The sequence below is a fragment of the Rhizobium sp. Root149 genome (assembly GCF_001427345.1).
In the GTDB taxonomy this organism is placed as follows: Bacteria; Pseudomonadota; Alphaproteobacteria; order Rhizobiales; family Rhizobiaceae; genus Neorhizobium; species Neorhizobium rhizoryzae.
The window spans coordinates 113,722-126,852 of the sequence record NZ_LMGD01000012.1 but is presented as its reverse complement, the minus strand read 5'-3'; the positions used below and the strand labels follow the sequence as shown (position 1 = coordinate 126,852).

General features: G+C 59.5%; 11 protein-coding genes. 1 reads left to right on the top strand and 10 read right to left on the bottom strand.

Annotated features, from left to right (window positions below):
* Positions 1 to 9 precede the first annotated feature (9 nt).
* The 10 genes from ASD54_RS07510 to ASD54_RS07465 all read right to left on the bottom strand — a co-directional run bounded on the left by ASD54_RS07510 (position 10) and on the right by ASD54_RS07465 (position 12,261).
* Positions 10 to 624 (bottom strand): LysE family translocator, encoded by a 615-nt coding sequence (locus ASD54_RS07510; protein WP_062553991.1) that lies wholly within the window; start codon positions 622 to 624, stop codon positions 10 to 12.
* Positions 625 to 680: 56 nt separating this feature from the next.
* The gene (locus ASD54_RS07505) at positions 681 to 1,223 is read right to left on the bottom strand and encodes an adenine phosphoribosyltransferase (protein WP_062553990.1); all 543 of its coding nucleotides are present in this window, start codon (positions 1,221 to 1,223) and stop codon (positions 681 to 683) included.
* Positions 1,224 to 1,312: 89 nt separating this feature from the next.
* Positions 1,313 to 2,191: a cytochrome c1 gene (locus tag ASD54_RS07500; protein ID WP_062553989.1), complete on the bottom strand. Its 879-nt coding sequence runs from the start codon at positions 2,189 to 2,191 to the stop codon at positions 1,313 to 1,315.
* 22 nt (positions 2,192 to 2,213) lie between these two features.
* Positions 2,214 to 3,485, bottom strand: a complete 1,272-nt coding sequence (locus tag ASD54_RS07495; RefSeq protein ID WP_062553988.1) for a cytochrome b N-terminal domain-containing protein — start codon at positions 3,483 to 3,485, stop codon at positions 2,214 to 2,216.
* A gap of 11 nt (positions 3,486 to 3,496) precedes the next feature.
* Positions 3,497 to 4,075: a ubiquinol-cytochrome c reductase iron-sulfur subunit gene (gene petA / locus ASD54_RS07490; protein WP_062554737.1), complete on the bottom strand. Its 579-nt coding sequence runs from the start codon at positions 4,073 to 4,075 to the stop codon at positions 3,497 to 3,499.
* A 392-nt stretch (positions 4,076 to 4,467) separates the two neighbouring features.
* A complete protein-coding gene (locus ASD54_RS07485; protein ID WP_062553987.1) occupies positions 4,468 to 6,336 on the bottom strand; it encodes an ABC transporter ATP-binding protein in 1,869 nt (622 codons plus the stop codon).
* A 105-nt stretch (positions 6,337 to 6,441) separates the two neighbouring features.
* Positions 6,442 to 7,479: an ABC transporter ATP-binding protein gene (locus ASD54_RS07480; protein WP_062553986.1), complete on the bottom strand. Its 1,038-nt coding sequence runs from the start codon at positions 7,477 to 7,479 to the stop codon at positions 6,442 to 6,444.
* Positions 7,476 to 9,002 (bottom strand): iron ABC transporter permease, encoded by a 1,527-nt coding sequence (locus ASD54_RS07475; protein WP_244484729.1) that lies wholly within the window; start codon positions 9,000 to 9,002, stop codon positions 7,476 to 7,478. The genes ASD54_RS07480 and ASD54_RS07475 overlap by 4 nt, the downstream gene beginning before the upstream one ends.
* 192 nt (positions 9,003 to 9,194) lie before the next feature.
* Positions 9,195 to 10,202 (bottom strand): iron ABC transporter substrate-binding protein, encoded by a 1,008-nt coding sequence (locus ASD54_RS07470; RefSeq protein ID WP_062553985.1) that lies wholly within the window; start codon positions 10,200 to 10,202, stop codon positions 9,195 to 9,197.
* A 199-nt stretch (positions 10,203 to 10,401) separates the two neighbouring features.
* On the bottom strand, positions 10,402 to 12,261 hold the full coding sequence (locus tag ASD54_RS07465; protein ID WP_062553984.1) for an ABC transporter ATP-binding protein: 1,860 nt from the start codon (positions 12,259 to 12,261) through the stop codon (positions 10,402 to 10,404).
* 400 nt (positions 12,262 to 12,661) lie between these two features.
* Between ASD54_RS07465 and ASD54_RS07460 the strand changes: the two genes are divergently transcribed.
* On the top strand, positions 12,662 to 13,126 hold the full coding sequence (locus tag ASD54_RS07460; RefSeq protein WP_062553983.1) for a tRNA (cytidine(34)-2'-O)-methyltransferase: 465 nt from the start codon (positions 12,662 to 12,664) through the stop codon (positions 13,124 to 13,126).
* Positions 13,127 to 13,131 lie beyond the last annotated feature (5 nt).

The following is a 13,131-nucleotide window of genomic DNA, read 5'->3' as shown; positions in this document are numbered from 1 at the left end:
AGCACGAGCTCAGCGGGCCACGATCACCGTGGCGCCGGCTCCCACCATCAAAGCGCCTGCGCCTCTGTTGAGACGGCGCAGGACCACAGGATTGCGCAGTAATCCGCGTGTGCGCAAGGCAAGCAGAATGTGCCCGCCAATCACAAGGGCCTCGACGATCAGGATTGCCGCCGCCAGCAGACTGAAATCGCCGAGCGAGAGATGCGCATCAACGACGTTTGGCAGCAGAGCGATATAGAATAGCGGCATCTTGGGGTTTCCGAGATTAAGAAACACCCCCGCCAGATAACCGCGCCATAATTCCCCGTGACCGGCCACATGCCGCGCTTCCGGTACGGCAGCGGGCGCAGTCCACAGCCGACATCCCATCCAGATCAGGTAGATTGCTCCGAGATAGCGGAGCACCACCATCGCCCACCCCATCTCTGATGCGAAGGCGGACAAGCCGAAGGCCGCAAGGGACAGGAAGATGAGGATACCTGTTACCGTACCGAGACCGTAGGCCAAACCCGATGCCGCGCCGTGATGAAGCGTACGCGCAAGGATCGTCATATTATCCGGGCCGGGACTGGCCGCGAAAATGAAGAATGCGAGCGCAAACCCAATCAGCGATGTGAATTCCATCTGCCCCTCCTGCGGACATCAATGGAACCGCAGCAGAACAGAGCGCTGCTCAGCCGTCAATGCCCGTCGAACGACACAAGCGTGCGAACCTCAACGCCAAGCGCCTCCAGCTTCTTGCGCCCGCCCAGCTCCGGCAAATCAATGACGAAACAGGCGGACACCACCTCGGCACCCAACTGACGCAGCAGCTTCACAGCGCCCTCAGCTGTGCCGCCCGTCGCGATCAGATCGTCGCAGAGAATGACCTTATCCCCCGGCTTCACCGCATCGACATGCATTTCCATCTCGTCGACGCCATATTCGAGGCTATAGGCCACGCGAACGGTTGTGTGCGGCAGCTTGCCCTTCTTGCGAATTGGAACGAAGCCTGCCGAAAGTTGATGCGCCATGGCACCGCCCAGAATGAACCCGCGCGCCTCGATACCCGCAATCTGGTCGACAGCCAGATCCGCATAGGGACGGACCAGCTCATCGACCGCGCTGCGAAACGCTGCAGCATTCCCCAGAAGCGTCGTGATATCGCGGAAGATGATCCCCGGCTTCGGATAATCGTGAATAGCGCGGATCGAGGCAGCAAGGGTCTGTTGGATATCGGCCATGGGATTCAAACGTCCAGAAGGGTGAACAGGGATGCCGCCAACAAAAAAGGCGGCCGAAGCCGCCTTTCTAGAGAATATGAGCGCTGGGCTCAATGTTCCTTGTTTGCATAAACCGACTTCTTCGTCAGGTAGACCAGGATCGTGAAGATTGCCAGGAAGACCATGACCATGAAACCGGTCCGCTTGCGCTCTTCGAGATGCGGCTCGGCAGCCCACATCAGGAACGCCGAAACGTCCTTCGCATACTGGTCGAGAGTCTGCGGTGAACCGTCGTCATAGGTCACCTGGCCATCCGAGAGCGGCGGCGCCATAGCGAGCGCGACAGCGTTGGCAAAATACGGGTTGAAATGCGTTCCCGTCGGAACGTCGACACCCTGCGGCGCTTCCTGGTAACCGGTCAGCAGCGAGTAGATATAGTCCGGACCACCTTCCTGATACTGCGTGAAGATGTCACCCACGAAGAGCGGGAAGCCACGGGTTACACCGCGCGCCTTGGCAATCAGAGAGAAGTCCGGCGGAGCTGCGCCACCATTGGCTGCTGCCGCGGCCTGCTTGTTCGGGAATGGCGACGGGAAGTGATCCGAAGGCACAGCCTTGCGGGTGAACATCTCACCATCATCATTCGGGCCGTCCTGAACTTCATATTCCGAAGCGAAGGCCTTCACCTGGGCTTCCGAGTAACCGAGGTTCTCAAGCGTTCTGAACGCCACCAGATTCATCGAGTGACAGGCAGCACAAACTTCTTTGTAGATCTTCAGGCCGCGCTGCAACTGACCCTTGTCGTATTTTCCAAACGGACCGGCAAAGGACCACTCAAGGTTCTTCGGCTTCAGGACGGGAAAGTGGCCACCCTGAATTGCGTGCTGCGTTGCTTCCGCCAGCCCGTGTCCCTCCTCGGCCTGTGCCGAAGAGATGCCAAAGGCTGCCAGTGAGGCGACCAGAGCGAGGCTCGTTACAAGCTTTTTCATTATCGTTGTCCTCTCTCTCGCTTCAGGCCTGAGCCGCCGCAGGTTTTCCCTGCTTCTCGAGAACCGCTTCGGTAATCGAGTTTGGTATTCTGCGCGGCGTTTCCAGAAGGCCGAGAAGAGGCATGATGAGAAGGAAGAAGCCGAAGTAATAGGCTGTCCCGATCTGGGAGAAGACAACGTAGAGGCCTTCCGCCGGCATGGCGCCGAGCCAGCCCAGCATGATGGAGTTGGCAACGAAGATCCAGAAGAACAGCTTGTACCAGGGACGATACACTGCGGAACGAACCTTCGACGTATCGAGCCACGGCAGGAAGAACAGCACGATGATCGCGCCGAACATCACCAGAACGCCACCGAGCTTGGAATCGATCGGGCCGACGTTGAAAGTGATCGCACGCAGCATGGCGTAGAACGGCAGGAAGTACCATTCCGGAACGATGTGTGCCGGGGTCTTCAGCGCGTCCGCCATGATGTAGTTATCCGGGTGACCCAGATAGTTCGGCATGTAGAAGACGAACCAGGCATAGACCATCAGGAACACGGACAGGCCGAGCGCATCCTTCAACGTCGCATAGGGCGTGAAGGGCACCGTATCGGTCTTGGTCTTGACTTCAACGCCCGTCGGGTTGGTCTGGCCCGTCACATGCAGCGCCCAGACGTGCAGGATGACAACGCCTGCAATCATGAACGGCAGCAGGTAATGCAGGGCGAAGAAGCGGTTCAGCGTCGGCTGGTCAACGGCAAAGCCGCCGAGCAGGAACTGCTGGATCCACTCACCCACCAGCGGGAAGGCCGTGAAGAAACCGGTGATGACCGTTGCACCCCAGAATGACATCTGGCCCCATGGCAGAACATAGCCCATGAAGGCGGTTGCCATCATCAGCAGGAAGATAACCACGCCGAGGATCCAGAGGATTTCGCGGGGCGCCTTGTAGGAGCCGTAGTACAAGCCGCGGGCAATGTGCAGATAAACCGCGATGAAGAAGAACGACGCGCCGTTGGCATGCATGTAGCGCAGCAGCCAGCCGTGGTTCACGTCGCGCATGATCTTTTCGACGGAATTGAAGGCGACGGTGACTTCCGCCGCATAATGCATGGCCAGAACCACACCGGTCAGGATCTGCACCACCAGCATCACGGCCAGCATGCCGCCGAAGGTGTAGGCGTAGTTCAGGTTGCGCGGAACAGGATAAGCGACGAAGCTGTCATACATCAGGCGCGGCAGGGGAAGCCGCGCGTCGATCCATTTTTCGACAGCCGTCGATGGTTGATAGTTGGAATGCCCACCACTCATGTCGTGTCCCCTCAGCCGATCCGGATCACAGTATCGGAAGCAAATGTAAATGTCGGAATTGCAAGGTTCTGCGGGGCTGGACCCTTGCGAATACGACCCGCCGTATCATAGTGCGAGCCGTGGCAAGGACAGAACCAGCCGCCGAAATCACCGGACTGGCCGAGCGGAACGCAACCCAGATGGGTGCAGGAGCCGACCATGACGATCCAGTTTTCCTTATCCTTGCCCGCGGAACGGTCCAGATCTGTTGCCTTGGCATCGGCCGCGAGGTTGGCGTTGCGTGCAACCGGGTCCTTGAGGTCCGCCAGAGCCACAGCCTTGGCTTCTTCAACTTCCTTCGGCGTGCGGTTACGGATGAAGATGGGCTTGCCGCGCCACTTCACCGTCAGCGACATGCCCGGCTGGACGCTGGCCACGTTCACCTCGATGGAGGCGAGCGCAAGCGTCGAAGCATCAGGCCGCATCTGATCGATAAAGGGCCATGCAACCGCAACGGCACCAACCGCACCTGCCATACCTGTTGTCAAATAAAGGAAATCACGGCGTGTGGGCTCGCCCACGGTGCCGCTATTCGTGTCGTGCTCGCTCACGTTCAACCCATCCTCTGCGCAGAAATGTACTGAATTTGCATTGCCCCTCACCCTTGCGAGTCCAATTCGGACACAAATTGGTCGCTATTCTCCCCGAAATTTGTCTAAGCGTGATCGCAGGATATGTCCAGCCTCCCCACTCAGCTATCGGCAGATTGTCGCGCCCAGATGGCGCAACGCAACACCGCTCCCCCTGGAACGATGGTCACGGCACGCCCTGCCCCGGACCTTATCAACTGTCACTAGCATGATTCGCTGGAACGGGGCTGTGCGCCAGTGAGATAGAATGTCGCACATCTTGCGAATGTCAGGTTTTACCCCCATAAAGGCTGCCCGCACACCGCACTTGATATAAATCAAGTCGGATGAGGTCTCCTAACAGAGCTTGCGCTTCAGTCCGTGCCCGGCTCAACCGCAATGAACCCGCCCGATTGCCGCGCCCATAGTTCCGAATAGAGACCGCCGCTCGCGATCAGTTCCGTATGCGTGCCCTGCTCCGCGATGCGGCCCTTATCCATCACGATCAGCCGGTCGAGAGCAGCGATGGTGGAGAGGCGATGGGCGATGGCAAGCACTGTCTTGCCCTGCATCAGCGCATCGAGATGCGCCTGAATGGCCGCTTCCACTTCCGAATCGAGCGCGGACGTCGCCTCGTCCAGAACGAGGATTGGGGCATCTTTCAGCATGACGCGCGCAATCGCAATACGCTGGCGCTGACCGCCGGACAGCTTCACGCCGCGCTCTCCCACATGCGCATCAAAGCCGGTACGGCCGCGCTGGTCCTGAAGCTTCTCGATGAAATCATAGGCTTCGGCACGCTTTGCCGCCTGCACCAGCAAAGCCTCATCCGCGTCCGGACGCCCGAACAGAATGTTGTCGCGGACGGAGCGATGCAGCAGCGACGTATCCTGCGTGACCATGCCGATCTGGGCGCGCAGGCTCTCCTGGCGGACCTTCGAGATATCCTGCCCGTCGATCAGAATGCGTCCGCCTTCGAGGTCGTAAAAGCGCAAAAGCAGATTGACCAGCGTGGACTTTCCCGCACCCGAACGCCCGACGATGCCCACCTTTTCGCCGGGGCGTATCGTCAGATTGAGATGCTCTAGCACGCCTTTCCCGCGACCATAGTGAAAGCTCACATCCTCGAAACGGATTTCCGGCTCGCGCACCACGAGCGCCGGAGCGTTTGGCGGGTCTGCGAGATCGATCGGCTGAGAAATCAGGTCGGCCGCATTCTGCACGGTACCGTAGTTTCGCATGATGCCGTTGAACTGCGTCATCAGCCGTCCCAGCAGAAAATTCAGGCGAAGCACGAGCGCCAGCGTAAAGGCCACGGCGCCGGAACTGATCCGACCATCCAGCCAGAGGTGGATGCACAGCGCGGCCATGCTGGTGATCATGACGCCGGACAGCAAAGCCATGGACGCGCGCACGCCGGTAATGAACCGCGTGAACATCAGCGTCGTGTTCTGGAAGACCTCGAAGCCCTCGCGCATGTAGCGATCATTGGCTTCGTCGCGCCCGAACAGGCGCAGCGTCTGGATATTGCTGTAGGCATCGACCATGCGTCCGCTCAGCATGGATGCGGCCTCCGCCGTCTCGCGCGAATGGAAACGGATTCGCGGCACGAAATAGCGGGCAAGCATCGAGAAAATGCCGACCCAGACCAGCACGATCACCGCAAGGCGCCAATCCAGACCGCCGACGAGCGTCAGCATCGAGACCGAATAAATGCCGACAAACCAGACACTTTCCATGAGGGAGGTCACGAGATCGCCGGTCGCCTGCCCGCCGGACCAGACCTTGGTGACGATGCGGCCCGCAAAATCATTCTGGAAAAACGAGAGCGACTGGCGCGCCACGTGCTGGTAACTCTGCCAGCGCACGAGATTGTAAAATCCCGGCGTGATGATCTGCTGGTCCACCAGTGCATTGGCCATGGCGACAAGAAACCGGACAACCGCAATCAGCACCAGCATTCCTGCCAGTTCCCAGCCATGCGCGGCCAGAAGACCGGCCCATCCGGCGGCTCGGTCCGTCCCCGCCAGAATATCGACCAGCCGGCCGACAAACCAGAAGAGCGCCGCCTCGATGGCAGCCGTCATGCCTCCCAGCACCAGCATGGCAACAAAGGGAGATTTGGCTTGGCGTATGTAGAACCAGATGAAAGCGGTGGTGCCGGATGGCGGGCGCAGATTGTCCTTGTATGCAAAGGGATCCAGCCAGGTTTCGAAACGGCGCGCGATAGATGAAAATATCATGGAGCCCGATATAGGCGGATTCCATGAGGAGGCAAAGTTAAAGCCTCTTCATCTTGAGGCCAGACCATTTTGCAACTGGCTTATCTTGCAGTTGGAAAGAAAAAATCATGCCTCCAGTACGTGGGCCTTTTCCGCCACATCGAGACGCACATAGGAACCGGGTGACGGAAGCGCTACGCTGGAGGTCTTGATGCGAATAGGCGGCAGCGCCGCCCCATTCAACGCAACCGCGATGGTGGAGGTGGCGCCTGAGAATTCCACATCGACAACCTGCCCCGTGGTGTCGTCGGAGCTGCTGTCGCTGGCGATACGGATCTGCTCGGGCCGAAGCATGATTTCCACCTTGCCCTTGTGGTGACCCGCAATGGGCACATTGCCCAGGGCGCAATTGGCGATGCTGCCCTTGGCAATGGCCGGAAGCAACACGGCATCGCCCATGAAAAGAGCCGTGGCACGATCCTTCGGATGAAAATAAAGCTCCTGCGGCGTACCCGCCTGCACCACCCTGCCCTCCCGCATCACCACCACGCGATCGGCGAAGGAAAGCGCCTCTTCCTGGTCATGCGTAACCAGAATGGTGGTGACACCCGCCGATTGCAGCAGACGTGACACCGTTTTGCGCATGTTCTCCCGCAGGCCGGTATCGAGCGCGGAAAAAGGCTCGTCCAACAGCATCAGGCGCGGACGACAAGCCAGCGCACGGGCAAGCGCCACACGCTGCTGCTGACCGCCGGACAGCTGGTGCGGACGGCGCGACAGCATGCCCTGATCCAGTTCCACCATATCCAGCAGCGAAAGAATTCGCTCGTTGCGCTGCCGGTCCGTGCGGGAAATGCCGAAGCCGATATTGTCCGCAACCGTCAAGTGGGGAAACAGCGCGCCATCCTGCGCGACAATGCCAATCGAGCGAAGATGTGCCGGCACGCTTGTCGCGGCATCAGCCAGCAGCTCGCCACCAACTGAAACGCGCCCGCTATCCGGCGTCTCGAAACCCGCAATCATCCGCAGAAGCGTCGTCTTGCCGGAGCCGGAGGGACCAACGACGGCGGTGCGCATGCCGGACGTGGCTTCGACACTCACCTGATCCAGCGCCTGGACCTTGCCATATCGCTTGGAGACGTTTTCGATGGAAAGCACGGTCATTGTCCTGCCACCCGCTTGGACTGGAGATGAAGATAAAGCGTCATCGGCATGGAAAGCACCACCATCATCACCGCATAGGGTGCCGCGGAAACATAGTCGATCTCGCTCGTCAGTGACCAGAAGCGGGTGGCGAGCGTATCCACGCCAAGTGGCGAAAGCATCAGCGTTGCCGTCAGCTCGTTGGCGATGCCGAGAGCCGCAAGCGCTACACTGGCTGCGGCCCCCGGTGCCGCCAGCCGGAAGGTGATTTCAAAGACTGCCCGCCGTGGTGGTCGCCCAAGGGCGGTCGCCGCCCGTTCCAGCTCCACCGGCGCCTGGGCAATGCTGGCGCGCAAGCCCACCATGGCGCGCGGCAGAAACAGAAGCACATAGGCCGCCAGAAGCGTAGCGAAGGTCTGGTAAAGCGGCATGAAATAGCGAACGGTAACAGTCACCAGCGCCAAGGCCACGACGACACCCGGAAGTGAGCCGACATAATAGTGGCACGCTTCCAGAATCCGCTGCACACGACCGGGCGCCCGTACGGAGAGCCACGCCATGGGTGCGGCGAGTGCAGTCGCCAGCACTCCGCCGACCAGGGAAAGCACAAGTGTCTGAAGCAGGGCGTTGCCCAGCCTATCGGCCTGCCAGATGGCAAGCCCGCCCAGCCACAGCCAGCGCCCCAGCGTGTAAAGCGGCACACCGATGGCAAGACCGGCGACGAGGATTGGCAGCAGGAGGCACGGCAGGGTCAACGGGCCGAGAGCATGAACGACGGACGGACGGGCAGTGCCGGTGCCAACTCGCGCATAGCGCTCGTTGCCGCGCAGGATTATTTCCAGCAGCAGAAGAAGCAGGCAGCAGAGCACCAGAACCCCGCCCAGCATGTTGGAGGCAGGGCTGTTATAGGAAGACTGGAACTGATCGACGATGGCGGTCGCGAAGGTATCGAAGCGGATCATCACGAACAGCCCGTATTCGGACAGCAGATGCAGCGCAATCAGCAATGAACCGCCGCAGATGGCAAGGCGAAGCTGGGGCAGGACCACATGCAGGAAAACCTTGAACGGTGACAGGCCAAGCGACGCACCGGCATCTTCCAGCGCGGGATCGAGCCTGCGAAGCGAGGCGGCAACCGGCAAATACAGGAAGGGATAATAAGCAAGCACCGCCACGAAGACGGCACTCCACAGTCCGCGCATGCCGGGCAGGAACGTGATCCAGGCATAGCTGTGAACGAAGGCTGGAATGGCAAGCGGCGCGACGGCAAGCCCCGAAAAGAAACGCCGAAACGGCAGATCCGTCCGCTCTGTCAACCAGGCAAGACCCACCGCTACGACAATCGAGATCGGGATGGTGACGACTTCGAGGTAGACCGTGTTGATCAGCAGTTCGCCAACGCGCGGACGAAACACCAGTTCGCGCACTGTTTCCCAGCCCACATCGAAAGTGACCAGCACAATGAAACCAAGCGGCAGCAGGCTGAAAAGCGCGACACAAAGCGCCAGCAGCGTCGCCACCGGATGCGGACGGAGCGCTGGCAGAAACCGATGTCCGTCGGTGCGGCCGCTTGACCGCCTCAGCGATGAGGCACGCTGCAACAAGGGTTCGCTCACTCCGTTCAGGCCACGCTCTCAAAGCCGCGCGGGAAATGCCAAAACGACCGTGCCTTGCGGCCACGGTCGCTCAGTCTGATTAGAAGTTTGTCAGTCAGAACTCAACAGGCTAGAAGCCGATCAGAGAATACCCGCCGCCGTCATGAGTTCGACAACCTTCTTGCTGTCCAGCTTGGAGGCGTCCACCTTGGGCGCCTGAAGATCCTTGATCGGCACCAGCTTGGCATTGGCATCGCCGTTGATGGCGTATTCGAAGGAGGTGCCGCTCTTTAGAATATCCTGTCCGCCCTGACCGGTTACGAACTTCAGGAATTCCTGCGCTTCCTTCTGATGCTTGCTGGATTTCAGAACACCACCACCGGAAACGCTCAGGAACGCGCCCGGATCCTGATTGCGGAAGTAGTGCAGGCCAACATTCTTGCTGTTCTCGCCGGTCTTGGCCTGATCACCGAACCAGTAATAGTGATAGATCACTGCACCTTCGACTTCATGCGCGTTGACGGCCTTCATGGCAACACTGTTGCCCTTGTAGGCAACGGAATTTTCCTTCATCGCCTTCAGCCACTGCGCGGTTGCCTGCTCGCCCTTCGTGGCGAGAAGAGCACCGACGATCGCCTGGAAATCGGCCCCGGCAGGAGATGCACCCCAGCGACCCTTCCACGCCGGGTCGGCGAGATCCAGCATGGACTTCGGCAGCTTGTCTTCCGTCAGCTTCGTCTTGTCATAGGCAAAGACCGTGGAGCGGCCGGCAATACCCGTCCAATTACCATTGGCAGGACGGAACTGTTCCGGAACCTGGGCGAGCGTGGCAGAATCCACCGGCGCGAAGAGACCGGCCCCATCGACCAGCGTCATGGCGGGAGAATTCTCGGTCAGGAACACATCCGCAGGAGACGCCGCCCCTTCCTGGATCAACTGGTTGGCAAACTGCATGTCGCCGCCCTGGCGCATGGTTACCTTGATGCCGGTTGCCTTGGTGAAAGCTTCGATCCACTCGCGACCGAGACTCTCATGCTGGGCATTGTAGACGACGATGCCTTCGCCATCCGCTGCATGGACGATGCCTGCGAAACCGGTGCCTGCAAGCGCAATGGCAAACAGCGTGGACAAGCGGCTGACTGACTTCATCGATAAATCTCCTTCAACGAGACCTGCGGCTCCACAGGCGTGAGGCTCTATAGATTTATTTGATTGGCGCTTTCAAGTTTGAACACCCGCTCATGCAGGGAAATTGGACCAACTGCGTCAAGATATCGCCGCATCTTACCCGATGCGGCGATCAGAGGATGAAACGAACGAGGGCGTCTCAAGCGAGGATTGTTTCGCCTTATTCAGCCGCCTCGGTCTCTTCCTCGCTGTCCTCGTCACTCAGGAAACCGCCGGACTGCCGGTTCCACAGATCGGCATAGACGCCACCATGGCTGACCAGTTCAGCATGCGTTCCCTGCTCGATGATGCGGCCCTGATCGAGCACGATCAGGCGATCCATCTGCGTCAGCGTGGACAGCCGATGCGCAATGGCGATGACGGTCTTGTCCTCGATCAACTCGAACAGGCTTTCCTGAATGGCGGCTTCCACCTCTGAATCCAGCGCAGAAGTCGCCTCGTCCAGAATGAGAATGGGCGCATCCTTGAGGAACACGCGCGCAATCGCGATACGCTGGCGCTGGCCACCGGAGAGCTTGACACCTCGCTCGCCCACATGGGCGCTCAAGCCCGTCCTGCCCTGCTGGTCGGCGAGCGTCTGGATGAATTCCCAGGCATTGGCCCGCTTTGCGGCCTCGATAACGTCCTCATCGGTTGCCTCGGGACGACCATAGGCAATGTTGTCGCGGATCGATCGATGCAGCAAAGACGTGTCCTGCGTCACCACGCCGATGTTTGCCCGCAGACTGTCCTGCGCGACGTGCGAGATAGTCTGTCCATCGATCAGGATCTGCCCCTTCTCGACATCGTAGAACCGCAACAGCAGGTTCATCAGCGTCGTCTTGCCGGCACCGGAGCGACCAACAAGGCCGACCTTCTCGCCTGCACGAATGGTCAGCGAGAAGTCTTCGATCACGCCCTTCTTCTTCCCGTAGTGGAAACGAACGCCATCGTAGACGATCTCACCCTTCGGCACAGTGAGCGCCTTGGCCGCAGGCTTGTCGACGATGTCATGCGGCTTCGTCATCATGCCCATGCCGTCGTAGATCGTGCCAATGCTTTCGAAGAGCGCGGCCACTTCCCACATGATCCACTGCGACATGCCGTTGATACGCATGGACAGACCAATGGCGACAGCAATCGCGCCCACCGAGACATTGCCCTGAAGCCAGAACCAGATGCCAAGCGCGGCCACCGAGAACTGAACGATGGCATTGTTCACGTCGACCGCCATGTTGAGCAGGGAAATCTGCCGCATCTGGCGGTGAACCGTACCAAGGAATTCGTCCATGCCTTCGCGGGCATAGGTTTCCTCGCGCCCTGCATGGGAGAAGAGCTTCACCGTTGCGATGTTGGTATAGCTGTCCACGATCCGGCCCGTCATCATGGAGCGCGCATCAGCCTGTTCGCTGGAGCTTTTGCGCAGACGCGGGATGAAGAAGCGCAGAATGAGGCCGTAGATGATGATCCACACCACCAGCGGCACGCCCAGCCGCCAGTCCACTGTCGCGACCAGCGCAAGCATGGAGACGAAGAAACTGATGGCGTAGACGAAGACGTCGATGATCTTGATCGTGCCCTCGCGCACGGCAAGCGCCGTCTGCATGACCTTGGTGGACACGCGACCGGCAAATTCGTTGGCAAAGAAGGTCATGGAGTGACGCAGCAGGAAGCGGTGCATCTGCCAGCGGGCAATCATGGGGAAGTTGCCAGCCAGCACCTGGTGCATGGTCAGCGTATGCACGATGCCAAAGGCAGGCAAAGCCAGCAGCAGAAGCGCCGCCATGCCAGCCAGACGCCAGCCTTCATTAGCCAGAAATGTCGCGCGGTCGGCATTGCTCAGCCAGTCCACGATATTGCCGAGGAACTGGTAGAGAAACACTTCCAGTACCGCTATGCCCATGGAGCAGATGCCAAGCAGCAGAAGCCAGGGCCAGACAGGCTTGGTGTAATACCAGCAGAACGCCAGCAGGCCCTTCGGGGGCAATGCGGGATCACCCGCCGGATAAGGGTTCACACGTTTTTCGAACCAGGAAAACATGATGTAAAGGCTCCGTCGATCGGAACGCATTGCCGCCGTCCCGTGCACTTGGTGCGGGACATGGTGAGGCAAATGCAAAATTCAATTGGCGAGGCCATGATGCGGCCACGAGATGAAATGAAACGGGAGTTTGGCGAGAACCGTTAAGCGCTCACACCAGTGCCACAAGATTGGGCTGGAGAAGGCGCATACGCACGGTCATATCCATGTAGGGCCTCCTTGTCTGGTGTGTTGGTTGTCTGGCGCTCGGGTTGCGAAGCGTGTAGCACCTCCGGGAAAAATTGGAAAGCCGCAATCTCGGAGTGCCCTCGAAAGTCAGCGATCGTGTGAATGTCGCGTGACAGGCCCTGTGGATGAGGCAAACCCAATACGTCTTCTATCCCTGACTTGGTGACCCCGCATGACCACAGCCCTGCGTATCGCGCTCTATCAGCCGGATATTCCCGGCAACACCGGCACCATTCTCCGCCTCGCAGCCTGCATGGGCATCGGCGTCGACATCATCGAGCCCGCCGGCTTCGTGCTGTCAGACAAGAACCTGAAAAGAGCCGGCATGGATTATCTCGCAAGCGTCACCATGACGCGTCACGTCAACTGGCAGCAGTTCGACGCGTGGCGGCTGAGCGAAGGCCGCAGGCTTGTGCTGGCATCGACAAAGGCTGCCGAGCGCTACACCGATTTTGTATATGCTGAAAACGACATACTGCTCTTCGGCAGGGAAAGCGCGGGCGTGCCGGATGATGTTCACAATACGGCGGATGCGAGAATCATCATACCCATGGTCGAAGGACAGCGTTCCATCAATGTGGCCATGTCGGCAGCAATGATTACCGGCGAGGCTCTGCGGCAAATCGCCTGGCGGTGAAAAGC

Coding starts and splice junctions, on each gene's coding strand:
- ASD54_RS07485 (WP_062553987.1), bottom strand. CDS start 6,336: ATGATATTTTCATCTATCGCGCGCCGTTTCGAAACCTGGCTGGATCCC.
- ASD54_RS07510 (WP_062553991.1), bottom strand. CDS start 624: ATGGAATTCACATCGCTGATTGGGTTTGCGCTCGCATTCTTCATTTTC.
- ASD54_RS07495 (WP_062553988.1), bottom strand. CDS start 3,485: ATGAGTGGTGGGCATTCCAACTATCAACCATCGACGGCTGTCGAAAAA.
- ASD54_RS07460 (WP_062553983.1), top strand. CDS start 12,662: ATGACCACAGCCCTGCGTATCGCGCTCTATCAGCCGGATATTCCCGGC.
- ASD54_RS07470 (WP_062553985.1), bottom strand. CDS start 10,202: ATGAAGTCAGTCAGCCGCTTGTCCACGCTGTTTGCCATTGCGCTTGCA.
- ASD54_RS07465 (WP_062553984.1), bottom strand. CDS start 12,261: ATGTTTTCCTGGTTCGAAAAACGTGTGAACCCTTATCCGGCGGGTGAT.
- ASD54_RS07480 (WP_062553986.1), bottom strand. CDS start 7,479: ATGACCGTGCTTTCCATCGAAAACGTCTCCAAGCGATATGGCAAGGTC.
- ASD54_RS07505 (WP_062553990.1), bottom strand. CDS start 1,223: ATGGCCGATATCCAACAGACCCTTGCTGCCTCGATCCGCGCTATTCAC.
- ASD54_RS07500 (WP_062553989.1), bottom strand. CDS start 2,191: ATGAAAAAGCTTGTAACGAGCCTCGCTCTGGTCGCCTCACTGGCAGCC.